Genomic DNA, 25,512 nt, shown 5'->3' with positions numbered 1-25,512 from the left:
ATTCAAATCACTAATCTTTGTGAATTTGTGAACAATATATGTCGATAGTAAATATAGTGTAAATTGTTTATGTAAAGGCATTTATTATAACTCTTACAAGCTTAGTTTGTGCGTAAATGAACTTTCCTGGAAAAAGTAACGGGGTGAATATTGGGAGGGGAAAATATTATTAATATTAGGATCAGGTAATAATTAGCATAAATCTCGGTCTTGTTGTTGAAGAACTGATTTGGTGGATCCTCATTCCGCTATTTCCTTGAAAACCATCGTTTTACGCTTGGATTCGGATCCTCGTTCCGCTATTTTGATTATTTCACTTAAAATCGGCTGATTTTCAGCTATTAGCGGAACGAGGATCCGTCTCACCCTTCTGAGAGCACCTTTTTTGCTATTTAGCGGAATGAGGATCCGCTTCGAATATTCAGCGGTTCTTATTTCATGTTTCAATACTTCAACGAAGCGTAAGCAATATTCACAGACTCCAGGAGTATTATGGAGTGATTGCCTTGCACATCTAAAAATTACTAATTTACAGAGAGACTAACCAAAAAAATATCCCAACAGGACTCAAATAATAGTCTCGCCGAGATATTTCCTGTTTATGCCCCTTCCGAATGATCGGTAAAAACATTTTGAAGCATATACAAAACAATGCTTATTGTAATAATTAAAAAACCCCACCCTAGCGTTTTTTGCTCGACCTCCAAATAGTTATTACATAACCGAACAGGAGCGTCTATATATAACCATGCCATTAAACCAAACATGGGGATAAAATTAAAAATAATAAAACTTTTACCAAGTGAAGCAAGCTTCTTCCAGCTATCCTTAAGCGCAACTCCAACTAAAAATGGCAAACTGACAAATTTGAATAACTCAATATTCCACATATTTAAGGCTTCGTCCAATGTCCGGGGAATCATCCAATAGGCAACAAATAACACAACCAATATAATTCCAGGAACACCGTTATGATTCCACTTTAAAAAAAAGCTTGAAAACTTGCTTTGAAAATAACCTGCTAACAACCACCCTGATATGATCAGTAATGGGATTTGAACGAGCATATGGATAACCATAACGGATTCCATCACATTTCGTATAGGAGGAATGATCAATAATACGAACAAAAGAAATCCATACTTTGCCTGTAACATAAGATCATCCCCCCTTTTTTAAAGTTACGCCAGCTTCTTTTCTTTCAAATGTTTCGTTGAACCCACTTTATTTCGCTTATTAACATAACGAATAAAGTGAATGACAAACACGGTAACAGATAGAACAGCAAACACACCAGCAACTGCGCCAAATACAGCAGGTGCCATCCATTCAGGAATGTGCGTTGCCCACCTTCTCGGCGTACTTAATGCACCAGAAACAAGGAATGATCCGCTTAACCCGACAATGGATAGGGTAAAAGCTATAAATGCAATTTTATCCATTATATTTGTCTTAATAGCGCTGTCCTCTTTTGCGAGGAAATACATAAACCCAAAAATCATTGCGCATGCTCCGAGTGCCATATACATGTGAAAGTGACCCGGAACCCACTTTGTATTATGCATAACATGATTAACAACTATGGTAGCATCGACGATTGCAGGAACAACTCCGACTACCCAGCCAAACATAGACATGTAAATCAGACCTGAACCAATATCCCACTTAATACCTGATTTGTAGACAATCATTAGTGCGCCATATGCTGTGACAACAAGTACTGGCAATCCATTCGCATAGGATAGAACCTGCCCCATGATTAATAGCCAATTAGGCATTACCGAATCCATTAACAAGTGGTGCGTATATATTACTAATGTAAATGCTGTTGACATTGTCCAGGCAATTAAAAATGCTTTACTTGATTTCCACGGCCGATTGGTATATCGAGGTAATATCTCATAAACAGCAATTACACCCATGTAAATAATTGAATTAGCAAAAATGTGTCCAAAAGCGTATGTCAGATTCTTCGCCAATAATGGATCAAATGTAATTGCTGGGTTAATTACATTAATTATATTCATAATTAGTACAGTAGCTCCTGCTGTTAGTGCTGTTACATTAACAATTGTAACCATGGTACTTGCCACAACAGCACCGGATGGAGCATCTTTCTCTGACTTTTTCCCAGAGATAACATCCCATCCCAAACCTTTTGCAAGACTGCCATATCTTTTTATAATAGCTCTCCCGGAATCCAAATAAAATAGTAAAAAACCAACTCCCAAAATAAGCATACCAAATAGGTAAAGCAATGCTCCAACAGTCCCCCATGCACTTGCAGAAAGTGCTGGCAATGGATATAAAAATGTCCATGAACTAGCGTACTTAAACGAAAATACACCAATGATTACCATGACTACTCCAGTAAGGAAGAGAACTAGATTTATTGACATAACCTTTTTTGACAAATTCACATAATGGCTAAGAAAATACCACATAACACCTGCGGCCGCTAATGCTGCAGCTCCGACCATTCCTGTCCCGTGTATAGTCAGAAACTGGTAAAATGAAGTAGCAGGTAAATCAATGACACCACCCTGAGTCAAGAGCATTAAGATACCAAAAATCATCATCACTATAATAACAATACCACCGACAGTTATATAACTTACAACCAAATTATTACGAGACTTTACTGTTGATTCCATCTTTTTTTACACCTCCAGCTATTTACTTAACGTCAATTTTTGTTTTCATTAAATGATGTGCTGCACCACAGTACTCCAGACAAAGGATTTCATATGTTCCAGGTTCATCAAATGTAATGTAAACCTTATTTGTGTAGTCTGGCATTGCTTGTGTCTGCGCAATCATGTTCATATCTTCGTCATAAATTCCAAAACCATGGTTAACATCTTTACTTGTTACATGAAATTCGACAGGCTCACCAACTGAAAACTCTGTGTCGCTCATATTCCAGCCAAATTGTATTGCTTCTACATCGACAATCGTTGGATCTCCTTCTGCCCCGTAAACAGGTTGATTATAGGGCAGTTCCCTTAAAGTATAAATAGTGATAATCAACATCAGGGAAACTAAAGTGATTCCGTAAAATGTACGTGCCTTATACCATTTCTTCTTTATTGGCTCATACTCTCTCTTTTCTTGTGACTTCCATGCGACAAAACTAAATACGGCTACAACAACAAGCATGAAGAACAAACTGACAATCCAAGCAACTGTTTGTACCAAATTAAACAACCTCCCATATACGTTACATAATCATTTAGAACTAAGTCGACAGTTTTATCGATCGGATTTATCATACGAAAATTACAACCCTTAACGAGTGATTCAAATCACTGATTTTCATTTAATTTGTGAAAAGAGAGTTTTATTAATTTTTACTGTTACAATAGTGTTTTCCTTCTTAACTCGCATAAAAAAACAGATAATAAAGTGCATGCACACTTTATTACCTGTTTATATTTTAATCTAATAATCAATTCGCTTCTGACTGATTCTCCCGGTAGCGGTTACTTGTAGTGATAATTCCTAATTCATGATGGTCCTCTTCATATAGTGCACTCTGTACATACCGTATTTCGCCATTATCTCCAATAATCTCAAGCTTGAAATATGCACCACTGTCTTGTAATCCGTAATAGAACTCATCCATTGTATTTATTTTTTTTCGGTTTACTTTAACAATCGTCTCACCGGCAAGGATACCGAGTCGATCTGCAGGCGTACCAGGGATAATTGCCAGTACTTTTAACCCACGTTCATTCTTATTAAAATAATTTGGCTTTTCCTTATCTGATTGACGATGTTTGTAGCTAATAAATTCTCTGCCAAGTATGGCTAAAATAACTGCAACTAACGATAGCCAGCCTACATAGATACTTCCAACTGCAAGTAGCAGTACAAATAAACTCAGAATATGAATTGACCTTCCTAATTGTAGTGCAGCCTTTTCTGGAATACTGCCTTTTACAGTATGATCAAACCCCAATAAAAACGGCACAAGCAACAAACTATAAGTTTCACTATTCATACCAAAATATGGCCAAAAAGGTGCAATTGGTGAAATAAGTCCCGATGGAATTACCACAAAAAATGGAATAACACTTAACTTTTTAACGTGATGAACACCAGTCCATACTCCCCGACGTCCTAACTCCAAATCCGGAAAGGTCGTATTGCGTGTGTTTCGTTTCAATAAAAGAGCTTCAATCGTTAGAAAAATTGACAATAAAAAACTCAACCCGATAAAGTTTGTTTTTGAAAACATCTCTTTATTTACAGTACTCTGATATTCCAGAAGAAAAGGTAACAGTAAAAGAACTAAATATGTAATGCCAATTGTATAACTTGCTGAAAGCATTGTGAATCGCCCTGTTATACTAAGAACAATCGTCACGATACCCAATAGCAAAATCGTTTCATAGGAAAAAATCATTCCAGCACCTACAAAAACGATGGAAATAAGTAACCCTGATATAATGGACAGAACCCACGTATTTTTCCATTCCGAAAAAACGTCAAATAATTTAAACCCAAAATTACTTCGCTCTCTGCGGATCCGTATATAGCCAGCTAGTAAAATTAATACGAATGTCCAGTAGAATATTGGATTCAAAAAAATTCTTCCTACACCTTTTGCTATTTCAATAAACCAAGCTTCTGCCAATATAATCACCTTCCAGCATGGATACAGTACATAGTCTTCTCTAGCTATATTCGATATTTGTCGATTAAATACCTGCTAAAATTACGATCTTTGTTGAAAAGGAAATCCGCGGGTATTACCCGCGGACAGCATATCTATTCATATAATACATTTAATGCTTTATCCATTTGTCGGTCATCTTCACCACTACGAACTTTCTCAACAATTTTTGCCTGTATTTTACCTGCAGTATCTTTATTTATTACGCCAGTAACTTTCAAATCATTATCTGCTTGAAACGCTTGAACTGCTTCTTCAGTTTCTTTACTGAAATAACCATCCGTTCTTCCAGGGTTATAGTCCAATCCTTTCAGCATTACCTGTACATTCTTCACCTTATCACCTGTATGATTGTAGGCAATGGATTCTTCAACCTGAACAGGGTTTGTGAAATAATATGCTGGCTGCTCAACTTTCACCGTTGGTTTAACACCCTTTTCATGGATCCAGGTACCTTTTGGTGAAAGCCACTTGAAGAAAGTCAGCTTAATTGTACTGCCATCACCCATTGGAACTGCTTGCTGTACTGTTCCTTTTCCATAACTTTTAGTACCAACAACATCATAACCAGCTTCCTTCATTGCAACAGCAAGGATTTCAGACGCTGAAGCACTTCCTTCATTGATTAGTACGCTTATTGGATACGGTTTTTTCTCTTCAAGCTTTGAAAATGATTTGGACTTCTCACCTTTTTGGTTCTCGATTTGTAAGTATGGCATGTCCTTAGGGATAAAGTTCTTCAGAATATCCTCAATTGCTGTTAATAATCCACCAGGATTGCCTCGAACATCAATTACTAAACCTTCTATATTTTTGTCTTCCAAATCTTTCAGTGCTTTTGAGAAATCTTCAGCTGTTTTTTCAGAGAAAGTTGTTATCTCAATTATACCAGTCTTTTTCCCATCAACAGTTTTCACTTCTGGATAGACTGTCTCCAACGGTATATCATCGCGGACAATTTTCACATCAAATGGTTCGGATACACCAGCTCGTTGAACTTCAAGTACAACTTCTGTACCCTTTTCCCCACGTATTTTTTCTACTGCCTCATACAGATCCATTCCAACGACACTTTCATCATTCACGCTCAGGATCTTATCATTTGGCCTTAGTCCAGCTTCTTCCGCAGGGGAATCCTTAATGGGAGCAACAATTGTTACCTTTCCATTAACTGAACTAACTTCTGCACCAATGCCCTCAAACGAGGACTCAATTGTTTCGTTAAACCGTTCCATAGTTTCAACATCCATGTAGGAACTGTATGGATCTTCCAGTGTTGTCAACATGCCTTGGATAGCACCTTCAATTAACTGTTTATCTTTTACGTCATTCAGGTAGTTTTCCTTTATTAAATTAAAGGCTTGTGAAACCTTTTCAATATTTTCTGGTGGGGCACTAGTTTCCTGAGATGTACCTGGTATTTCTACTTTAGTCTGTTGAGACTGTTCTGGCAAAGTATCAGGCTGTGCTAATTTCACCCCAAAATACGCACCTGCAAACCCCAAGAGTAAGGCTGCAAATAATATGATTATAATATGTTGCTTACGAATATTCATTCTTTCACCCCAACTTGTATGTATTTGATGATGGGTCGTACTACTTCTTAGAAAACCTGGCACTCGTCGTGGCTTAATGGCGAGTACCTCAGTTGCACTTATGCAGTAAGAAAGTATTAATACTTTTCTTACCTGCCAAGTAAAAAATATAAGACTACCATAAATGGCCTCCATTCATAGCATGTCCTACCAGTTATTTTAACTCAACGGTCAGTTTATACCGTTAATATCTAAAAAGGCATCACACCGTAATGTGCGATGCCTTTAATATTATAGTTTATGCAAACAAATTGCAAATACATTCATAATAATTTACTTAAGAAATGACATTGGGTTTATACCACCGTGGTAACTCCATTTCCCATTATGTACCTCAAAATGTAAGTGGGCTCCATATGAATGGCCAGTATTGCCAACTGCTCCCAATTTCTGTCCTGAAGATACATTTTGACCAAGTCCAACTGAACGGCTTGACATGTGCGCGTAAACAGTAGACTTATTATATTGTGGATGGTAAACATACACAACATTTCCATAACTGGTTGAATAAGCTGATCTTGTTACAACACCAGGAGCAGCCGTTGTTATGGTAGTTCCAGTTGATGCAGCAATATCGAGTCCGTAGTGATACCCAAGGCTTCTAGACCCGAAATAAGAAGAGATTCTTCCAGAAGTTGGCCAACTAAAAATGCCACTTCCACCAGCACTAAGATTTCCGCTGGATCCATTAGATGAAGAGTCTTTTTCTTTTGCCAATTGTGCTAAAGCTGACTTCTTCGCTTTGGCTATAACAGCAGCTTGATCATTTAAGACTTGCTTTTGCTCAGCAAGACTCATTTTATATTCTTCCAAGTGATTATGCTGTTCTTCAAGTTCTCCCATTAACTTCTCTTTCTCTGCCATTTGATTGTCTAGCTGGGATTTTAATGATTCAAGCTCGTCCTTTTGGCTGACAAGTGAAGCTTTTTTCTCTTCAACTTTAGCTTTCTTTTGGACTATTTCTTGCTTTTTTTGTTCAACTTCTACTTTCTTTTCTTCCATCAATTTCTTTTCAGCCATATGTCTTTCCATAATGTTCTTGTCCTGATCCATTATCGTATTTACAGCTGTAGCTCTGCTAATAAAATCTCCAAAGTTTTGTGACCCTAGAATTACTTCCATATACTTCATGTTTCCACCATTGGATTGAATAGCACGAAGGCGATCTTTAAGCATTTTTTCACGTTCTTTAATCCGCTTCTTCATTGCTTTAATTTCTTCTTTAAGCTCTTCAATTTTTTGGTTTATTTCTTTAACTTGTTGTTTTAAATCCTCTATTTCATTATTTGTTGCTGTGATTTCATTTTCTTTGGACTCAATTTTGTTTCTTGTTTCACTAAGCTGCTGATTAATTGAATCGATATCGTTACCAACAGATTCCTGTTTATTGAGATTTTCTTCAATCTTTTCTTCTGTATTTTCTCTTTTATTTTTCAAATCACTTTTCTTTTCTTCTATTTTTTCTTCTTTTTTCTCTAAATCTTCAATTGATTCTGCGGATACTTTTTGAAAATCTACGAAACCTGAACCTACTATTAATACAGCAATTAAAATGTAAACTATTTTTTTCATTTTGTTTTCTTCTTCCCCCTCCAAAAAATGTGCGCAATATAATATTTTTAAACTTTGAGGAACTTTCGAACGCTCATAACGCTTCCCCAAATACCGATGAAAACACCAATAGCAAGAATAATGAGTGAAAGCTGCCAAGCAAATGGATTAAATGACAATAATTCCACAAAACTATAGGTGATTTTTTCACCCAAATTATTTACTAGATAGTAATATCCAGTTAGAACAGCGGCTATTGGGATGATAGCTCCTAACGCCCCAAGCAGCATTCCTTCGATGAAGAATGGCCAGCGAATAAATCCGTTCGTAGCTCCGACAAGCTTCATTATTCCGATTTCTTTACTGCGTGCCATTATCGTAAGTTTAATTGTATTGGATATAAGAAATATAGCCGTAAATAGTAACCCTGCAATTAATGCTAGGCCTATATTTCGCGCGTATTCATTAAACTGAAATAAGCGATGGACAACATCTCTCCCGTAATTTACTTCCTGAATATATTCCAGATTTTTAATTTTCTGTGCTAACGTTGCTGTATTAGCTGGATTTTCAGCTTTAACGACATATGCATGGCTTAAAGGGTTTTCCTGTTTGTATAATTCCCATGATTTCCCTTCTTCTCCCATACCTGCTATTAATTGTTCAAGCTGTTCATCTTTTGAGGAAAATTCAACACTTTTAACTTCTTCCATCTCTTTAATGGAACCCCTGAGATTTTGAATCTGTTCTTCATTTGCAGTACGTTCAATTAATGCATCAATTTGAACATCTTCTTCAAGCCCCTCAGCCATATAATTAAGATTGAGCATTAAAGCAAGGAAAGTTCCAACGAGTAATAATGTAATTGTTACTGCACCAACCGAAGCTACTGTCATCCAGCCATTACGGAATATGTTTTTCATGCCTTCTCTAAAGTGTCTTTTCATTGTCCTAAACCTCATAGCCGTATTCACCTCGTTGTTCGTCACGCACGACCAACCCGTCTTCTACAGCAATAACGCGTTTTTTAATCGTGTTAACAATTTCTTTACTATGTGTGGCCATGATAACCGTTGTACCCTTGGCGTTAATCTCTTCAAAGATCCGCATAATTCCCCAAGATGTTTCCGGATCCAAATTTCCAGTAGGCTCGTCCGCAATAACAATTTTCGGATGATTAACTATAGCTCTAGCTATTGATACTCGCTGCTGCTCTCCGCCTGATAGTTCGTCAGGAATAAAACGCGCTTTGTTCTTTAACCCAACGAGTTCAAGCACATCCATTACACGTTTCCTGATATTTCGGGGTGATTCTTCAATAACCTCCAGCGCAAATGCTATATTTTCATAGACTGATAGTTTAGGCAACAGCTTAAAGTCCTGATAAATAACGCCTATATCCCTGCGTAAATACGGAATATTTTTTTCTTTCATGTTATTAACATCTATTTCATTTATGACCATGGTACCTTCCGAAGGTTTAACTTCACGGTACATGAGTTTTACAAAGGTAGACTTGCCAGCACCACTTGGTCCGACAATATAAACAAATTCCCCTTGTTCAATTTCTATATTAATTCCATTAAGTGCAGTAACACCGTTAGCATATGTCTTATATATGTCTTCCATTTTTATCATTTATGTATCACCTTTAACCTTTATTTAGTAGCTCATGTTGTCGATTTTTCAGCTTAAATATATAGTTTACACAACCTTTTTCTTTGTTTAACCATATAATTATATATATTATAACATTTTTCAGCAAAAAATTTAGGAAAAATAATATTACATTTTCATTTCAATTCGGTAAGTAAATGTAAATTTTCGTAACAGTGGAATTTATTAATGTTTAGAATCCTGTTCGTTATCTGTAAAAAAGACGCAAAAAAAGCTTGTCCCTTGGAACTAAGGAACAAGCCAGTAGTAACTAAGTAATTACATTATTTCTTTTTTGCCAGCCATGAAGAAAGTGTTGTTATTTCTCCTTCAGATAGCTGACCTTCAAATGCTGGCATACCACCATTTTTACCATTCTTAAGGATACCAGAAATTTCATCAGCAGAATATTTTGAACCAATTGCTGACAACTTAGGACCAGCTCCACCAGAAAGGTCACCACCATGGCAGGATGCACAGTTATTCTGATATAGCTTTTCAGCAGCAGCAGTATCTACTGAGCCACCAGCGTCATCTCCTGTAGACTCTTCAGTATCTGTTCCACCATTATCTGCTGGCTCTTCATTACCACCGTCATCACCGCCACCGCCGCAGGCACCAAGCACGAGTGCTGAACCAAATAGTACTGTGAATAACCATTTTTTCATGCATAAATCCCCCTAACATAATTTAGTATAAAGGTTATCAGAATTTAGTATAACCCAATTACAAAGAATTAAAACTATCGTACAATGCCATTTTTATACTAAAATTTTCCTAATTCGATGGGGGGCAATAGCTCTGCCAAATTGTGTCAATTTCATGAAAACATACTAATTTGTACCATTTGATAATTTCTTAATTAATTTGAGCACGTAAATAGGCATCTATGAATGGGTCGAGGCCACCATCAATCACTCCCTGTGCATTACCGACTTCCATGTTTGTTCTGTGGTCTTTTACCATTGTATAGGGATGAAAGACATAGGAACGGATTTGACTACCCCAGCCTATTTCTTTCTGTTCACCACGCAGTGCGGCGACTTCTTGTTGCTGACGTTCTATTTCCTTCTGATATAGCTTGGATTTTAGCATTTTCATTGCTTGTTCCCGGTTTTTAATTTGTGAACGCTCCGATTGACAAGTGACGACAATTTTTGTAGGCTCATGAGTTATCCGAACAGCAGAATCTGTTGTATTTACATGCTGACCACCTGCACCGCTCGCACGATACGTATCAATCTTTAAATCCTCATTTCTAACCTCGATATCCACGTCATCAGACGTTTCCGGAAGTACATCACACGATGAAAAAGACGTATGTCTGCGACCAGAAGAATCAAATGGTGAAATTCTAACGAGCCGATGCACTCCTTTTTCCGCTTTCAGATAGCCATAAGCATTGTGGCCTTTAATTAATAACGTAACACTCTTAACTCCTGCTTCATCACCAGGTAAGTAATCAAGTGTCTCCACAGAAAAGTTCCGGCTATCAGCCCACCGCTGATACATACGCAGCAACATGCTTGCCCAATCCTGTGATTCTGTACCACCAGCACCAGGGTGTAATTCCAAAATAGCATTATTTGCATCATATGGTTCACTTAAAAGCATCTGCAGTTCAAAATTGTTTATGTCTTCAAGTAACGTGTTTATTTCCTGTTCAAGCTCAGAAAAAAGCTCGTTATCATTTTCTTCCTTTACCAATTCAAAAGAGACTTTCAAATTGTCTAGCTTCTCTTCTAATTCGTCAAAATTTTCGACATAGCTCTTCAAACCATTCGTTTCAGATATTACTTTTTGTGCAGCATTCTGGTCATCCCAGAAATTTGGTACTGTCATCATTTGTTCCAACTCTTCTATGCGTTCTCTTTTATCATCTAAGTCAAAGAGACCCCCTGAAATCTTCAATTCTGTTTGTCATTAATTCAATTTTATTTCCAATTTCCCCTAGTTCCATAACATTCACCTCGTTAATATTATCGTGTAATGAAAACACTCCCATACCTAGGGAGTGTTTTTATTACTACTTGCCGTGACAATTTTTGTACTTTTTACCACTGCCGCATGGACATGGATCATTACGTCCAATATTTTCCGACTTCACATATGGTTTACGGCTCTTTTTCTTGTCATCCTGTCCGCCTGAAACTGCTTGCGTATTTTTGGCAACTTCCTGACGTTGCAGATTATCACGTATTTGTGCTTTCATCACGTATTTAGCAACTTCTTCCTCTATTGCAACAACCATTTGCTCAAACATATGGAAGCCTTCTGCCTGATACTCCTGTAATGGATCATTTTGTCCGTATGCACGCAGGTGAATTCCCTGACGAAGCTGATCCATTTGGTCAATATGGTCCATCCATTTCGTATCAACTGTACGTAATAAAATAACTTTTTCAAACTCACGCATTTGCTCCGTAGTAAGCTCTTCTTCTTTTTCATCATAGCGTTTTCTCACTTTTTCCATGATGAATTCTGTAATTTCTTCAGGTTCTTTACCCTTGATGTCGTCTACTGATATATCATCATAGTCCAATAAGTTTCCATGGACATACTCCACAATGGAATTAAGTTCCCAATTTTCATCGAGCTCATCTTGTGTATTTGCACCAACTACACGCTCAAGTGTGGATATAATCATTGCTTCAATGATGTCACGCAGGTTTTCGTTAGCATCAATGACATCAAATCGCTGTTTGTAGATAATTTCACGTTGCTGACGTAAGACATCATCATATGATAATACTGTTTTACGTGCATCAAAGTTGTTACCCTCAACACGTTTTTGGGCAGATTCTACAGCTCGAGAAACCATTTTACTTTCAATTGGCTGATCATCATCCATACCAAGTCGCTCCATCATGGAACGAAGGTTATCCGAACCAAAACGACGCATCAATTCATCTTCCATTGATAAATAAAATTGTGTCAAACCAGGATCACCCTGACGTCCGGAACGGCCACGCAACTGATTATCAATCCGCCGTGATTCATGTCTTTCTGTACCAATAACAGCAAGACCACCTACATCTGTAACACCATCACCAAGTTTAATGTCGGTACCACGACCGGCCATATTTGTTGCGATTGTAACCGCACCTTTTTGACCCGCGTTCTCTATAATTTCAGCCTCACGATAGTGATTCTTTGCATTTAATACATTGTGTTTAACACCAGATTTTTGCAGCATATTTGCAATTAATTCTGATGTTTCAACTGCAACGGTACCAACTAAAACTGGCTGACCTTTCTCATGTCTTTCTTTAATATCATCTACAACCGCACGGAATTTGCCTTCCATCGATTTATAAATCATATCTGCCTTATCATCTCTTATAATTGGCTTGTTGGTTGGAATTGCGATAACATCCATATTGTATATGTTACGGAATTCTTCTTCTTCTGTCTTAGCAGTACCAGTCATACCAGAGAGTTTATTATACATACGGAAGAAGTTCTGGAACGTAATAGATGCGAGTGTCATGCTTTCATTCTGAATCTGCAACCCTTCCTTGGCCTCGATTGCCTGATGCAGCCCATCACTATAACGACGTCCTTTCATTAGACGCCCAGTGAACTGATCCACTATGACTACTTCGCCTTCCTGAACAACATAATCTGTATCAACATGCATTGATGCATGTGCTTTTAACGCCTGGTTAATGTGATGTGTCAATGATACATGATTTAAATCAAATAGGTTCTCAATATTAAAATAGCTCTCAGCTTTGTTAATTCCCTCTTCTGTTAACTGAACACCTTTTGTTTTTTCATCATAGGTATAATCAGTTTCATGTGTTAGTGTTCGTACAAATGAATTTGCCTGCTGATACATTTGTGCAGATTTCTGTGCTGAGCCTGAAATTATTAAGGGTGTTCTGGCTTCATCGATTAGAATAGAGTCAACCTCATCAATAATGGCAAAATTCAACGGACGTTGTACCATTTGCTCTTTATAAAGAACCATGTTATCCCGTAGGTAATCAAAGCCAAATTCATTGTTTGTTCCATAAGTTATATCACTGTAGTAAGCTTCTCTTTTCTCTTCTTTGGTCAACCCATTACCATTCAATCCGACCGTTAGACCAAGAAATCCATATAATTCTCCCATATCTTTCGCATCACGATCAGCAAGATATTCGTTTACCGTGATAATGTGAACGCCTTTCCCAGCGATTGCATTTAAATAAGCAGGCATAGTTGATGCTAAGGTTTTACCTTCACCGGTTTTCATCTCAGCTATATTACCTTCATGCAAAGCAATCGCACCCATGAGCTGTACCGCGAACGGACGCATACCTAACACCCGTTTTGCCCCTTCACGTACAACGGCATATGCTTCAACCATCATATCCTCTAATGATTCACCATCAGTATAACGTTGTTTAAACTCCTCAGTCTTGTACCTTAGATCATCATCAGATAAAGCTTCCATTGCCGATTCCAATACCTCTATCTGATCTACCTTTTTCTCTAATCGGGTTAAATGTTTTTTATTTCCATCACCAAAAATCTTTGTCAATAAACTAGCCATTTATAACGCTCCTCGTATTATAAGAAAAACTTAGCCTCTTCCAACAGAATGACTTTCGTTAATCTTAAACTGTACCAATAAAATTTATTTTATAAAAATTCTCTTTCATATGATAGTCCACCATTAATAATAACGCATCTAAAGTCGTATGACAACTGATTGAAAGAGCTTAATCCTTTTAACAAATAATAGAGAAAAGAACAGTTCGGGGGTGAACTGTTCTTTAAAATGAGGTGAGTATGAGGCTTATTAGCGGAAACTGTAATTCTCTTGCTGACTTAGAGGAAAATTATGTGAGCGAATATGTATGCAACTGTTCATTTTGCTTCCTGTCCAATTCTGAAAGACGCCGGTTTGTGACAGCTATGATCTCCACTAGTTGGGTAATGGTTTCTTCATGCTGCTGCACTCTTCTTAGCAGTTCATCATATTTTATTTCACTCACATCAAATCCCCCTTTCTTATCTGTGTAAATATGTTATATCACGAAACAATCTAATGATGCTAATTGCCATTTTTCACTTTTAGGAAGCAATTCGACAAAAAATTCCAAGAAAAATAAGAAGTTGAGCAATTATACACACAATTTATCAAAAAAAGAGATAAAATTCAGCTCCATAATTAAATTTTGGGATACCGTACGACAAATTTCGACAATTAATAAAATTGATTTGTCAATTCTTGATTTAATAGGGTTTCCAAAATTATTTACGAAAAAAAATATTTTTTTATGCCACTTTTTAGTGTCGAGAAACGATTGTTCTTATAGAAATAAGTTTTCTGCTTCAGCAGAAAACGACACATCCTAATTGTTCTATAAACTAAGAAGGACGACCCCAATATGGGACCGTCCTGTGAATATTTATTAATTGTTAGCTGTTAGGTTCAATCAAACCATATCTTCCGTCTTTACGGCGGTAAACTACATTTGTGTCACCTGATAGGGCATTGGTAAACACATAAAATGCATGACCTAACATGTCCATTTGTAATACTGCTTCCTCAGAATCCATTGGTTTTAAATTAAATCGCTTTGTTCGAACAATATCGATTTCATCTGAATCCTGTTGTTCTTCAATTGCCTCTTTTTCCAATTCGGCAAAAATGTGTTTCGGAGAACCTTCCTGTCTAAACTTACGATTAACTTTAGTCTTGTACTTACGAATTTGTCTCTCTAACTTGTCTACTACCAGATCAATTGCTGCATACAAATCAATATGCTGCTCCTCAGCACGCAGTAGCAGGTTAGTCATTGGAATCGTAACCTCAATCTTCTGTTCATCGTTATAGACACTTAAGTTTACGTGTACATCGGATGTTGGGGGTGTATCAAAGTACCTCTCAAGTTTACTAATCTTTTTTTCTACGTATTCCCATATTGCACCCGTCACCTCGATATTTTCACCACGAATGTTGTACTTCATTAAAAGTGTCCTCCTTTCATCCTTATGTATTTATTATACTACGTTACCCGGTACATTTCCTGCCTAAACTATCAAATAATTGGATCAAATCTTGTATTTTTTTGTCGGATAATTTCCGGAAACCCCATGCACACAGAATCACAGTCACTTCTCTTTTTGTAAAAATAGTTAAAAACTCCTGGATTTACCAGGAGTTTCTCATCATTTTTTACTATCCATATACATACCATCCATTGTTTTCACATTTTCATATGGATTTATATATGTACGATTGGACTTCTTCTGTTTTTTCACTTGCTTCATTTCCACTTTCAAATCATCAAATAAGCTATTCATCTTCACTTGGATCTGTTCATTTAATTTGACTAGCTCTTTACCAAGTTGCTTCTCTTCTTCCGAATACGGGGGAGTTATTTCACTTAGCAAATCACCTCTTTGTTCAACCAAATGATTTACCTGTTCAATTACAGCATCTCGATCTTTTCCATCTATCTTCTTATTTAGCACTTCTTCAAGCTGCCTCGTTACATCGTATGTTTTTTGAAGTTGGTTCATTATACTTGAGCGCCCTGTGCATATTGTGTTTTCCTCGTCTGTATTAAGACCTGCTTCCAGGTGTCTCGAAACTCAATTACATAGTTTAAGGCTTCTTCCAGTGCTATAACATCATTCTTTACATTGCCTTCTTTTAACTGAAACTTAATATACTCATATAAAGGCATAATCTGGTTTGAAATTTCGACTTTTGGATCCAACGTTACCATTAATTCCTGAATAATGTTCTGCGCCTTTTGGATATTCGTGTTTTTTGCTTCAAAACTTTCAGTCTGTAAGTCTTTAATTGATTGCTTAATAAACTTGATGCACCCATTATATAACATTAATGTCAGTTCTCCACCAGACGCTGTGTTAACTGAATTATTCTGATATGCTTGGTAATGCCTGTTTGCCATAATAGTAACACTCCCTTAAAAGTTTAAGCGCCTCCACCAAATTGGGACATTAATTGTGCCGATTGCTGATTCATTCGTTGTATTGCTTTCTCCATTTGTGTAAACTGGCTCCAGTATCTGTTCTCCACCCGTACCAAGCGATCTTCGAAATCTGAGATACGCGTATTTAAATCTTTCATTCGTTTTCCTAATGAGTAATTTTCTAATGTATCGAAACCACTACCAGCTCTTGCTTCGATTTTTCCTCTAGTCGAATCAAGTGCATCATCTAGCCGGTTAATCAGTCCGCGACTGCCATCTTCGTTACTATTTGAAAACAATTTTTGAACACCAGCTGGATCTTCTTTTAATGCTGCTTTAAGTTCAACTGGATCAATAGTTAGCTTACCACCATCCCTATAATTACTGGATGTAGTGATACCAACTTGGGTAAGTGAAGTTATTTCACCACCTGTATCGACATTGGAATACCAACTTCTTCTCATGGAAAATAATCCATCAGAAATTGCAGATTCACCACGGAGAATACCACTTTTCGCCTTTTCTTCCCATAGTTCTATTTCATCCTCGGACATACCCTCTTTTTGCTTATCCGTTAATGGTTTATAATCACGATATATCTCTTCCTGCTGAGATCCATTTAACTTCTCTACAACCTCGTTATATTTCTCAACAAATTTCGTGATTTTATCGAATGATGATTCTACATCGTTTGAAACAGTTAAGCTAGCACTACCCTCACTTTTAAATTGGTATGTCACTCCACCAAGTTCATAGGAGTTGTTATGTGAAGTCATTTCAATTCCATTGTAATTGAATTTGGCATCTTCTCCACCTTTTTCATTAGCCATATCCATATTCAATGTTGTAGTGAAGAAGGTATTACCTGTAAAGTCAATTTCCGGTTCTGCACCATTAGTAGTATCTCCGTCATCATTATAGTTACCTGCTCTAGTAGCTTCTACAATCACCTTTTTCGTATTTGAATCATAAAAGGCCCGAACATTATTGTCAGCATCAGATATACGTTCTAGCACATCATTTAAAGTATCATTTTCATTTACATCAAATTTATGTGTTGTTGTTGAGCCATCCTCGTTATATGTCTTGAATGATTTCGTTCCAAACCCTTCTGCATAACTAGTATCCTTTAATGCAGTATTTGGATCTATACCTACTCCACTTGAACTAATGTTAGTAGCAGAGGTTGCTAAGTTAGATACACTAATATTATAGGTACCATTTGTCGCATCTGATGACGCTGCTGCAGTAACAGCACTTTCATTAGATGAACTTACAGATTTTGCATTGTAAGTGCTACTATACTTCATATTCAGCATCATATCATCTAACTCAAGTAACTTTTTGTTAATATCCCGAAATGCATCCCGCTTCCATGTTAGTGTAGTGCTCTCCTGTTGCATTCGGTTCAATGGCATCCGCTCTGCCTTCATTAACTTATTTACAAGTTTATCGATATCCATTCCTGTAGCTAGACCACCAATACGCATAACATACAACTCCTTTAAATCTTTTCATCCACCAGAATCCCCATGAACTCTGCCATTGCTGCATACATATCAAGCATGTTCTTAGGTGGAATTTCCTTAATAACCTCATCTGTTATAGGATTTACAACGGTTACATAGTATTCATCTAATTTCTCATGATATTCGAATTTCAAATCTGTTCGTAGGGTCTCGGTAAATTCATTCAATTTATCCACTACTGTCTTAACTTTATCTGTATTAATGACTTCTTCATCATGTAAAGCAGTTTTCCCTTCAGCCACTTTTTCCTTTGCCGCTGTCATTTGCCTGTTGAATTTTTCATTTTGCAAGGGTTGAGTACCTGTTAGTGCATTTTCTAACTTCATTGCCCAAGCAACTCCTCTATTTTCTATTTATATCGGATTAAAATTATGTAATGTTAAGGTTTTGAGAAATAATTTGTAAAAACTATTATCTATCCTTGTTTTTATCCTCCAATAATTCAAGAATATCCAATGAAACATTAGCTGCTTCATTATTCTGGTTCTGAATATCTAAATAAACTTCCTTGCGGTGGATATCCACGGATTTAGGAGCATCAATTCCTAATTTAATCTGATCTCCTTCGATTGCAAGCACTTTAATTTCTACATCTTCACCAATTTGGATCGACTCATTCTGTTTTCTGGTAAGTACAAGCATAGCTATTCTCCTTTCCCGGCAGAAGAGGTTGATGGAGCAATAGCTGCTTTGGATGGATAGTCATCCATATTCAATATGTATTGCTTCCCGCGTTTAGTTTGCGAATTAATAATTATCGGTGCCTTTAAATTTATTGTACTTGTATTGAATGGATCTTTTACCGTTACAATAACCAATACAACTACATCTTTATCATTTTCAATTTGCAGATTAGCAATAATACCATCGTCCAAATCGATTGTATAGTTCTGATAAAAAAGGTATGGGTTTGTAACAATAAACGCGATACTTGGAGTGTCCACTGATTGCAGGATTTGAAAAGCTGTGTTATCTGGCAAATCCAGCAACACAAACTTTGTTTCATCAATAAAACCTGGTAACCCTGATGAAAATTGAATGATTTTACTGTCGGTTATTTCCGTGTCACCTAAGTATTTGGTCTCTATTTTCATTTTTTTCTAAACATCCTTTCTTAAATCGACTCAGAGAAAAGGTTAATAAAATCAATTTGCAGATCCTGATATTGCCCCATACTCGTTGAGACTTCACCAGGCTGATAATTAATAATCGGCTTTTGGGCTTGGTTATCAATAATAGGCTGGTTTACTTTCACGTCAATTTGTACTTCAGATGGCTGATAATCAATTTTTACAGCAAAATGTGATGGAATAAATTTAATACCTAATTGCTTGATTTGGTCATGGGCATTTGTTATTGCCTGAGTAACAATTGGATTACCGTTATTCTCAATCTTCATAAGCTCTTCACCTTGTTGTACGCGTCGGGCAATTCCCTTGAGTAATCCTTGGCGACCGTCATTTGCAAACTTTTCTATTCGCTTTGAAATATGCATCAGCCCCATGTCTTCCCATGCTTGTGTCTGATCAATGCTTAACTTGGAAGGTGTCGTTTTCATGGAAACCTCAGCTTTTGGCTGCTGAATTGAAATTTGGGCATGTGGCTGCTGAATTTCCTGTTTCCCAGACGTTTGCTGAATTTGTATACGTGCCATTTGTGATTCCATTCGTATTTGTGGTAGTTGCAAAATTATCAATCCCTGGCTTTATTTATTTTATTAAAGCCCTGCACCAGATAAGGTCAGGGCTTGTTGATTAATTAGCGTAAGAAATCCATTAATGTAGGTTGAATAATTCTGGATCCTGCTGATAAGGCTGCACGATGTACACTTTCCTGAGATGTCAGTTTTGTAATTACCTTTTCATAGTCAATATCTTCATTCTCGGACATTGTTTGTGTTGCGATTACTTCTTGTTCACTCAACCGATTTTCTATTAATTCCAGTCTGTTCATTCGTGCACCAAGGTCTGCACGGGCATTTACGACATTGTCAATATTTACATCTAGTGTTTTAATATGGTCTTCAATGGCAGCTCGGTTGTTATTGTCTAGTGCATTTATAAATGAATCAATTTCCCCAAACAAATCACCAGTACTATTTGGGTCACCTGCAAATACACTTCCAGCATCAACATTTGCCTGTAATTTTGTCCCATTTGCAACTTCAATCATAACTGGATCTGAATTAATCGCAATTTTTGTTATGTCACCGTTTTCGTTAATGGTAACAGGCTTTGTGTCTGTATTTGTCCCATTAAAAATATATTTACCATTAACCTGGGTATTAGCAATATCAGCAAGATGCTCTTTTAACTGTTCTGCCTCTTCCATAATGTCTTCTCGTTGCCCATCATCATATGTATCATTACTTGCCTGAACAGCTAATTCCCGTAACTTTTGCAGTGCTTGGGTGGCTTTATCCAATGCAGCATCTGAATTATCCATCCAATTATGGACTTCATTCGTGTTCCGCTGATATTGTTCAACTTCCTTAAGTTCTGTCCGGTAGCTCATTCCTTTCATTGCAATTACAGGATCATCAGATGGCCGGTTGATTTTTTTACCTGTAGATAATTGATTCATATACGTATTCATTTTGGAATAACTATTCGACAAGTTATTGAGCATATTATTCGAAATCATGCTTTGTGTAATTCGCATTAAGATTTACCTACCTTCCTACTAATCCCATATTATTGATAACACGATCAATCATTTCATCTACTGCTGTCATGCTGCGGGCAGCTGCACTATATGCGTGCTGAAACTTAATCATATTACTCATTTCTTCATCCAATGACACAGAACTAACTGACATTCGCTGATCTTCTACTTGTGATCTTAGAATTCCAGAGTTTTCAACCATGTTATTTGCTTTTTGAGCGTTTACCCCCATATCACCAATAACAGATTCATAGAAACCCCTGACAGATGCATTATCTAAATCTGCATTTTCGGTATCAAATACATCAGCTAAGTCAGAAGCATTCCCTCCATTTCCAGATCCACCACCATTACTTGCAGCTATTTCATCAGGATTATCTAATATTGATTCACTCACTGTGATATTTCCGGCTGTAATATTGGTAGTAGTTCCATCATTTGCGTTTTGGAAAAATTCAGCAGTACCAGGATCGCCATTTAAATCTTCACCACTACTGTGAACACCGTTGAATACTTCAGCAAATTCTTTTGCCATTTTATTCAAATCATTCAACATCTCAGGATATTCACCTTTAATATCTCCACCGTCTGTATACCCGTACGATTCAATAAAACCTTTTAGTGAACCGTTTGAAGTGAACTCTGAAACTGAATAACTATCACCATTGTTACCGCCAATGTTAATTGTTTCTATGGCATTGCCAGCATTGACATCATCGGCTTCTGGCATAACACTTATTTCTTTAAAACTCAGCTCACCTTGCGACAAATCACCGTTAACCAAGGTCGAGCCCAATGATTTCCCACTTTCATCAGCAAGTTTAATAGTTGCTAAACCATCGGCAGTATCCAGTGCACTATCACTGCTCTTTGAATAGGATACTTCGATATTAACAATTCCGGATAATTCATCAATTAATCGATCACGTTCATCATAAAGGTCATTTGCCAGGGATCCATGTGTTTCTATGTTCTTAATCTGTTTATTAATTGAATTGATTTGATCGGAAATGGAATTTGCATCTTTAACTTTAACATCAATTTGCTCCCTCAAATCAGTTCGCATCGAACCTAATGAGTCAGACAAATAGTTAAACGTTTCGGCTACTGCAAGCCCTCTTTGTGCGACAACAGATCGCGCTCCAGTATTTTCAGGATGAACCGATAAATCCTGGAGTGATTGCCAAAATTGGTCCATTGTTTTATTCAAACCATTCTCAGATGGTTCATTAAGCAGCCCTTCCATCTTACTAAGAGCGTCTGCTTTGGTGCTCCAATAATTGAATTTACTGTTTTCTGCACGATATTGGTAGTCCAGAAATTGATTCCGAATCCTTTGTACCGATCCCGCTTCAACCCCTGTACCCATTTGACCGGGTATCTCCGGCCGATTTCTTGAAGCGGCTGGGAATGGTGAAGTCGTTTCAAAATTCACACGCTGTCTGGAATACCCTTCCGTATTTGCATTGGCTATGTTGTGTCCAGTTGTATAGAGTGCTGATTGCTGTGCAGATAAAGCTTGCTTAGCCATTTCTAACCCATGAAAAGTACTCATTTACTTACTACTCCCTCCGATTATTATCTGCTGCGGCTATGCCTTTGAATCGAAAACGGAACGCTCTGTAGAATCAGATGATTTATTTCCACCGTAGTTCATATTGCGAATGGATGGTTTCATCATGTTGAGCGATAGTTCAACAAATTGCATCGATTGTTGAATTAACGACTGATTCAGTTGTTCCTGTTGTTTTAATTCCGTAATTGTTTCCGTTAAAGTTATTGTTATTTCTTCCAATTCATTTTTTGACTGTTTATCATTCATAACCTCAAGTATACCTGTAATTGTCGGGTGTTCCAGACCAGGACTGTACTCGTCGACCCATGACTGAACTGCTTTTTGACGCTTAACCTCAGCTTGTTCCAATGCTTGGACATGTTTGCGCTCTTTCAAAAGAAGCGGCTGCAGTTTCTCTATGGATCCCTCTTTAACAACAGCTGTTTTCTGTTTTGAGATTTCAAGCAGTGATTCATGTAAACCAATCAGTTTTTCCATTGCTTGTATTATTGGTTGAACGGACAAATTGATGTCCTCCTTTACTATTGCTTCGACCAGAAATCAACCATTTTTTGTGCTGTTTTCTCATGGTTGACTTGATATTCACCAGCGTCTACAGCATCTTTAATGTTTTGAACATATGCTGCACGTTTCTCACTTGGCTTCTCATTTTGCAGCATTTCCTTAGCCTGACTTGAGATTTCGAGCTGATCCTTCTTATTGTTATCTTTGGAGTAGTCCATTTGTTTTTGCAGTTGGTTTTTATAGGGATTAAAATTTGTTTGGTTTGGACCATTAATTTTCATGAAAATCACCTCATTCTTTATCCATTACAGTTCAATATATTTTGATTTCATGTATAATTTTCTCGTACTTTTTATATCGGCAGATTTTATGTTTAGTAAAGCGATATCCGATTATTTCTTACGATTATCATATGTATAGTAAGTATTTACTCGTTCTTCCTTTTCGCTTGCTTGCTTTTCCATTTTATCATAGAACTCCAGACCACTTTTTATATCATCCGAGCAATCGCCGCACAATCTACCATGAATTATATCAACGCCACACCGATCACATGGATAGGCGAGTTTTGGAAACTGAGAAGTCCGCAAACGCTTTTCCTTAATGAATTTAATAATAAGATCTTCGTCTACTTCTGTTGCCTTGACAATCTCCATCATGGTTGCTTCTCTATTCTTCCGTATACTTAAAAAACGGTAAACTGTTTCAAAAGCTCTCTCTTCTTCTTTATAACATGTTTGACAAACATCCCGAATCGTTTTCACAAAAACCGCCTGGCAGCGAGAGCAATTTGCTAAATCAGCCATTTTAACTCTCCCTCCTATTATATAATAACACCGTCCGCTATCCACGAACTAGTGTCAGGGCATAAACGGTTGGACATCCCTGCTCCTTTAATAACGATGCAGCATGACGCAACGTAGACCCCGTTGTATATATATCATCGGTTAATACGACTGGTTTGTTTATAGTTTTCGTTATTTTAAATGGATTTAATGCTGAGATACGTTCTTTTCTTGTTTTCTTGGACTGTTTTTCACCGTGAACACGGGTAAGCAATTCACAAGATTCCAGTGGTAAGAAGTCTGCTAGCTGCAGTGACTGGTTAAAACCACGTTCCTTCATTCGTTCATTACTTAAGGGGATTGGAACAGCAACAATATCTTTTGGTAAAGAAATAAACTCCTTTTCAAACGCTTCTGTATAAAAAGGTTTAAAAGAATAACCAAGACAATAATCCCCTCGATATTTCCATCTGGAGATCATATCCTGCATCTGCTCGTTATAATCAAAAACAGAAAAATTAAGTGTTAATGGATCATTAACGCCATGTAGATCCCATTTTTTGCAATCTTGACATAACGATTCTTCGCTTTTTCGACTGCATTTTTTGCATCGTTTTCCTTTCAATACAGATAATTCATTCATACAAGCAGAACATAGATTCTTAGGTTTAGGTAAAATAAACACGTTTGCCCAGCTAGTCTCGGGAACTATTTCAACGTCACACCACAGACAGTTCATCTTAGCAAAACCCTCCCCGTTTGTTCATCTTCCTAATGGAACGGACCGCTTGCACCATTGCTTCTGTTTTTCCATCATGAAAAAATACCACTTCACCTGTTGGATCCTTCGGGCTTCTGCCTGCCCTTCCCGCTATTTGAACTAATGCTGCCTCATCAAAAACTGAGTGCCCCGCATCAAAAATGACTACATCAACGGCAGGAAACGTAACGCCACGTTCCAAAATAGTTGTTGTAACTAAAATACTAATTTGGTTATCTCTGAATTGCTGAATTTTCTCTTCACGATTTTTGTCTGATGCATGAACAGCAACTACTTTATCATCCTGTAGTATTTTTGTAAGGTTTTTACTCAGCTTTTCTGCAAATAAAATCGTCGGCACAAATATCAGAAGCTGGCGATTAGGGTTTTCCCGCTGAACATACCAATTTAAAAAAGATTTTGGAGGCCGGGAACTTATCATATACTTTTTCAGGGAATAACACATGTGAAAGACAGGTACTGGCAATGGATAACCATGAAAACGACTTGGTACGAAAATATGCTGGAGTCTCTTGCGAGAAATTTGAATTTGATGGTTTTGTCGTGGGGTAGCTGTTAAATAAATAGTCGTATTCGATTTTTCTTTTTTTGAACGGTTTGCTGCATATGAAAGAGATTTATTCGCATGATATGGAAATGCATCAATCTCATCAATGATGATGACATCAAACGCATTCTTAAATCGCAGCAGCTGATGTGTTGTCGCAATAACGAGTTGAGCTGCTCCTTCAGTCTCACGGCTTCCGCCATAAAGTCCTTGGACATAGATTCCTGAAAAAGCTTCACGTAGTCTTGGCAGCAATTCACGCACGACATCTGTTCGTGGTGTAGCGATACAAATCCGTTTGCCACGTTTTAACGATTCTGTGATCCCCGGAAAAAGCATTTCTGTTTTACCAGCACCACAAACTGCCCACACTAGTAATTCATTTTCTTTATTGCGTATTGCCTCCGTAATACGGTCGGCTGCCTTTTGCTGAACTTCCGTAAGCTCTCCAGTCCATGTACATGCATTGGTATGTCGTGGCCAATTAACCTTTGGACCTGTCCATTCATATAATGGCTCACATTTCATAACACGGCCCATTTCAATGCATTTTCGGCAATATTCATGTGATATACCGCAATTATTACACGGGATATTCCCAAATAGGGACCGTTTTTGATTTCCACATCGCTGACATTGATAGTTATAATATTTCTTTTTTATCGAGGGTATTGGTATGAAGTATGAATTACTCAAAAAATGGTTAAA

General features: G+C 37.2%; 27 protein-coding genes. All 27 read right to left on the bottom strand.

Going from position 1 to position 25,512, the window contains the following annotated elements:
• Positions 1-599 precede the first annotated feature (599 nt).
• Positions 600-1,157 (bottom strand): hypothetical protein, encoded by a 558-nt coding sequence (locus ACE1TG_RS07700; protein WP_375051790.1) that lies wholly within the window; start codon positions 1,155-1,157, stop codon positions 600-602.
• Between the two features lie 24 nt (positions 1,158-1,181).
• Entirely contained in the window at positions 1,182-2,654 is a 1,473-nt protein-coding gene (locus tag ACE1TG_RS07695) for a cbb3-type cytochrome c oxidase subunit I (RefSeq protein WP_375051789.1), read from the bottom strand.
• Between the two features lie 22 nt (positions 2,655-2,676).
• Positions 2,677-3,198, bottom strand: coding sequence for a cupredoxin domain-containing protein (locus ACE1TG_RS07690; RefSeq protein WP_375051788.1), 522 nt, complete (start codon positions 3,196-3,198; stop codon positions 2,677-2,679).
• 250 nt (positions 3,199-3,448) lie between these two features.
• Entirely contained in the window at positions 3,449-4,639 is a 1,191-nt protein-coding gene (locus ACE1TG_RS07685) for a PDZ domain-containing protein (RefSeq protein ID WP_375051787.1), read from the bottom strand.
• A gap of 134 nt (positions 4,640-4,773) precedes the next feature.
• Positions 4,774-6,234 carry a S41 family peptidase gene (locus ACE1TG_RS07680; RefSeq protein WP_375051786.1) on the bottom strand — a complete coding sequence of 487 codons (1,461 nt, stop codon included), beginning with the start codon at positions 6,232-6,234 and terminating at the stop codon, positions 4,774-4,776.
• 312 nt (positions 6,235-6,546) lie between these two features.
• Positions 6,547-7,845: a murein hydrolase activator EnvC family protein gene (locus tag ACE1TG_RS07675; RefSeq protein ID WP_375051785.1), complete on the bottom strand. Its 1,299-nt coding sequence runs from the start codon at positions 7,843-7,845 to the stop codon at positions 6,547-6,549.
• Positions 7,846-7,892: 47 nt separating this feature from the next.
• A complete protein-coding gene (ftsX, locus tag ACE1TG_RS07670; RefSeq protein WP_375051784.1) occupies positions 7,893-8,786 on the bottom strand; it encodes a permease-like cell division protein FtsX in 894 nt (297 codons plus the stop codon).
• A complete protein-coding gene (gene ftsE / locus ACE1TG_RS07665; RefSeq protein ID WP_375051783.1) occupies positions 8,776-9,462 on the bottom strand; it encodes a cell division ATP-binding protein FtsE in 687 nt (228 codons plus the stop codon). The genes ftsX and ftsE overlap by 11 nt, the downstream gene beginning before the upstream one ends.
• Positions 9,463-9,764: 302 nt before the next feature.
• Entirely contained in the window at positions 9,765-10,148 is a 384-nt protein-coding gene (cccB, locus tag ACE1TG_RS07660; protein WP_375051782.1) for a cytochrome c551, read from the bottom strand.
• A gap of 190 nt (positions 10,149-10,338) precedes the next feature.
• Positions 10,339-11,440 (bottom strand): peptide chain release factor 2 gene (prfB, locus tag ACE1TG_RS07655; protein ID WP_375051781.1). Its coding sequence is split into 2 segments (ribosomal slippage): positions 10,339-11,367 and positions 11,369-11,440, totalling 1,101 coding nucleotides; the frame shifts between segments, so codons are not numbered across the junction.
• 66 nt (positions 11,441-11,506) lie between these two features.
• A complete protein-coding gene (gene secA, locus ACE1TG_RS07650; RefSeq protein WP_375051780.1) occupies positions 11,507-14,020 on the bottom strand; it encodes a preprotein translocase subunit SecA in 2,514 nt (837 codons plus the stop codon).
• 289 nt (positions 14,021-14,309) lie between these two features.
• Positions 14,310-14,465, bottom strand: coding sequence for a hypothetical protein (locus tag ACE1TG_RS07645; protein ID WP_375051779.1), 156 nt, complete (start codon positions 14,463-14,465; stop codon positions 14,310-14,312).
• A gap of 427 nt (positions 14,466-14,892) precedes the next feature.
• Positions 14,893-15,444 (bottom strand): ribosome hibernation-promoting factor, HPF/YfiA family, encoded by a 552-nt coding sequence (gene hpf, locus ACE1TG_RS07640; RefSeq protein ID WP_375051778.1) that lies wholly within the window; start codon positions 15,442-15,444, stop codon positions 14,893-14,895.
• A 201-nt stretch (positions 15,445-15,645) separates the two neighbouring features.
• Positions 15,646-15,999, bottom strand: a complete 354-nt coding sequence (fliT, locus tag ACE1TG_RS07635) for a flagellar protein FliT (protein WP_375051777.1) — start codon at positions 15,997-15,999, stop codon at positions 15,646-15,648.
• Positions 15,999-16,397: a flagellar export chaperone FliS gene (gene fliS / locus ACE1TG_RS07630; RefSeq protein ID WP_375051776.1), complete on the bottom strand. Its 399-nt coding sequence runs from the start codon at positions 16,395-16,397 to the stop codon at positions 15,999-16,001. The genes fliT and fliS overlap by 1 nt, the downstream gene beginning before the upstream one ends.
• A gap of 23 nt (positions 16,398-16,420) precedes the next feature.
• A complete protein-coding gene (locus ACE1TG_RS07625; RefSeq protein ID WP_375051775.1) occupies positions 16,421-17,908 on the bottom strand; it encodes a flagellar hook-associated protein 2 in 1,488 nt (495 codons plus the stop codon).
• 14 nt (positions 17,909-17,922) lie between these two features.
• Positions 17,923-18,273, bottom strand: coding sequence for a flagellar protein FlaG (flaG, locus tag ACE1TG_RS07620; RefSeq protein WP_375051774.1), 351 nt, complete (start codon positions 18,271-18,273; stop codon positions 17,923-17,925).
• An 85-nt stretch (positions 18,274-18,358) separates the two neighbouring features.
• Positions 18,359-18,589 carry a carbon storage regulator CsrA gene (gene csrA / locus ACE1TG_RS07615; protein WP_375051773.1) on the bottom strand — a complete coding sequence of 77 codons (231 nt, stop codon included), beginning with the start codon at positions 18,587-18,589 and terminating at the stop codon, positions 18,359-18,361.
• A 2-nt stretch (positions 18,590-18,591) separates the two neighbouring features.
• Entirely contained in the window at positions 18,592-19,041 is a 450-nt protein-coding gene (gene fliW, locus ACE1TG_RS07610) for a flagellar assembly protein FliW (RefSeq protein WP_375051772.1), read from the bottom strand.
• 20 nt (positions 19,042-19,061) lie between these two features.
• The gene (locus tag ACE1TG_RS07605) at positions 19,062-19,613 is read right to left on the bottom strand and encodes a DUF6470 family protein (RefSeq protein WP_375051771.1); all 552 of its coding nucleotides are present in this window, start codon (positions 19,611-19,613) and stop codon (positions 19,062-19,064) included.
• A gap of 92 nt (positions 19,614-19,705) precedes the next feature.
• Positions 19,706-20,608, bottom strand: coding sequence for a flagellar hook-associated protein FlgL (gene flgL, locus ACE1TG_RS07600; protein WP_375051770.1), 903 nt, complete (start codon positions 20,606-20,608; stop codon positions 19,706-19,708).
• A gap of 10 nt (positions 20,609-20,618) precedes the next feature.
• Positions 20,619-22,166 (bottom strand): flagellar hook-associated protein FlgK, encoded by a 1,548-nt coding sequence (gene flgK / locus ACE1TG_RS07595; RefSeq protein WP_375051769.1) that lies wholly within the window; start codon positions 22,164-22,166, stop codon positions 20,619-20,621.
• A gap of 36 nt (positions 22,167-22,202) precedes the next feature.
• On the bottom strand, positions 22,203-22,691 hold the full coding sequence (locus ACE1TG_RS07590) for a flagellar protein FlgN (RefSeq protein WP_375051768.1): 489 nt from the start codon (positions 22,689-22,691) through the stop codon (positions 22,203-22,205).
• Between the two features lie 17 nt (positions 22,692-22,708).
• Positions 22,709-22,972, bottom strand: a complete 264-nt coding sequence (gene flgM, locus ACE1TG_RS07585; RefSeq protein WP_375051767.1) for a flagellar biosynthesis anti-sigma factor FlgM — start codon at positions 22,970-22,972, stop codon at positions 22,709-22,711.
• Between the two features lie 111 nt (positions 22,973-23,083).
• Positions 23,084-23,497, bottom strand: coding sequence for a TIGR03826 family flagellar region protein (locus ACE1TG_RS07580; RefSeq protein ID WP_375051766.1), 414 nt, complete (start codon positions 23,495-23,497; stop codon positions 23,084-23,086).
• Positions 23,498-23,534: 37 nt separating this feature from the next.
• Entirely contained in the window at positions 23,535-24,215 is a 681-nt protein-coding gene (locus ACE1TG_RS07575) for a ComF family protein (RefSeq protein ID WP_375051765.1), read from the bottom strand.
• 1 nt (position 24,216) lies between these two features.
• Positions 24,217-25,332 carry an ATP-dependent helicase ComFA gene (locus ACE1TG_RS07570; RefSeq protein ID WP_375051764.1) on the bottom strand — a complete coding sequence of 372 codons (1,116 nt, stop codon included), beginning with the start codon at positions 25,330-25,332 and terminating at the stop codon, positions 24,217-24,219.
• Between the last annotated feature and the right edge of the window lie 180 nt (positions 25,333-25,512).

The sequence above is a fragment of the Virgibacillus sp. JSM 102003 genome (assembly GCF_041949995.1).
Taxonomy (GTDB): domain Bacteria; phylum Bacillota; class Bacilli; order Bacillales; family Amphibacillaceae; genus Lentibacillus.
The sequence above is the reverse complement of the archived record's forward strand: the minus strand, read 5'-3'. Positions and strand labels throughout refer to the sequence as shown.

Coding starts and splice junctions, on each gene's coding strand:
- ACE1TG_RS07700 (WP_375051790.1), bottom strand. CDS start 1,157: ATGTTACAGGCAAAGTATGGATTTCTTTTGTTCGTATTATTGATCATT.
- ACE1TG_RS07695 (WP_375051789.1), bottom strand. CDS start 2,654: ATGGAATCAACAGTAAAGTCTCGTAATAATTTGGTTGTAAGTTATATA.
- ACE1TG_RS07680 (WP_375051786.1), bottom strand. CDS start 6,234: ATGAATATTCGTAAGCAACATATTATAATCATATTATTTGCAGCCTTA.
- ACE1TG_RS07675 (WP_375051785.1), bottom strand. CDS start 7,845: ATGAAAAAAATAGTTTACATTTTAATTGCTGTATTAATAGTAGGTTCA.
- ftsX (WP_375051784.1), bottom strand. CDS start 8,786: ATGAGGTTTAGGACAATGAAAAGACACTTTAGAGAAGGCATGAAAAAC.
- ftsE (WP_375051783.1), bottom strand. CDS start 9,462: ATGATAAAAATGGAAGACATATATAAGACATATGCTAACGGTGTTACT.
- cccB (WP_375051782.1), bottom strand. CDS start 10,148: ATGAAAAAATGGTTATTCACAGTACTATTTGGTTCAGCACTCGTGCTT.
- secA (WP_375051780.1), bottom strand. CDS start 14,020: ATGGCTAGTTTATTGACAAAGATTTTTGGTGATGGAAATAAAAAACAT.
- hpf (WP_375051778.1), bottom strand. CDS start 15,444: ATGAAGTACAACATTCGTGGTGAAAATATCGAGGTGACGGGTGCAATA.
- fliT (WP_375051777.1), bottom strand. CDS start 15,999: ATGAACCAACTTCAAAAAACATACGATGTAACGAGGCAGCTTGAAGAA.
- fliS (WP_375051776.1), bottom strand. CDS start 16,397: ATGGCAAACAGGCATTACCAAGCATATCAGAATAATTCAGTTAACACA.
- ACE1TG_RS07625 (WP_375051775.1), bottom strand. CDS start 17,908: ATGCGTATTGGTGGTCTAGCTACAGGAATGGATATCGATAAACTTGTA.
- flaG (WP_375051774.1), bottom strand. CDS start 18,273: ATGAAGTTAGAAAATGCACTAACAGGTACTCAACCCTTGCAAAATGAA.
- csrA (WP_375051773.1), bottom strand. CDS start 18,589: ATGCTTGTACTTACCAGAAAACAGAATGAGTCGATCCAAATTGGTGAA.
- fliW (WP_375051772.1), bottom strand. CDS start 19,041: ATGAAAATAGAGACCAAATACTTAGGTGACACGGAAATAACCGACAGT.
- ACE1TG_RS07605 (WP_375051771.1), bottom strand. CDS start 19,613: ATGGAATCACAAATGGCACGTATACAAATTCAGCAAACGTCTGGGAAA.
- flgL (WP_375051770.1), bottom strand. CDS start 20,608: ATGCGAATTACACAAAGCATGATTTCGAATAATATGCTCAATAACTTG.
- flgK (WP_375051769.1), bottom strand. CDS start 22,166: ATGAGTACTTTTCATGGGTTAGAAATGGCTAAGCAAGCTTTATCTGCA.
- flgM (WP_375051767.1), bottom strand. CDS start 22,972: ATGAAAATTAATGGTCCAAACCAAACAAATTTTAATCCCTATAAAAAC.
- ACE1TG_RS07580 (WP_375051766.1), bottom strand. CDS start 23,497: ATGGCTGATTTAGCAAATTGCTCTCGCTGCCAGGCGGTTTTTGTGAAA.
- ACE1TG_RS07575 (WP_375051765.1), bottom strand. CDS start 24,215: ATGAACTGTCTGTGGTGTGACGTTGAAATAGTTCCCGAGACTAGCTGG.
- ACE1TG_RS07570 (WP_375051764.1), bottom strand. CDS start 25,332: ATGAAATGTGAGCCATTATATGAATGGACAGGTCCAAAGGTTAATTGG.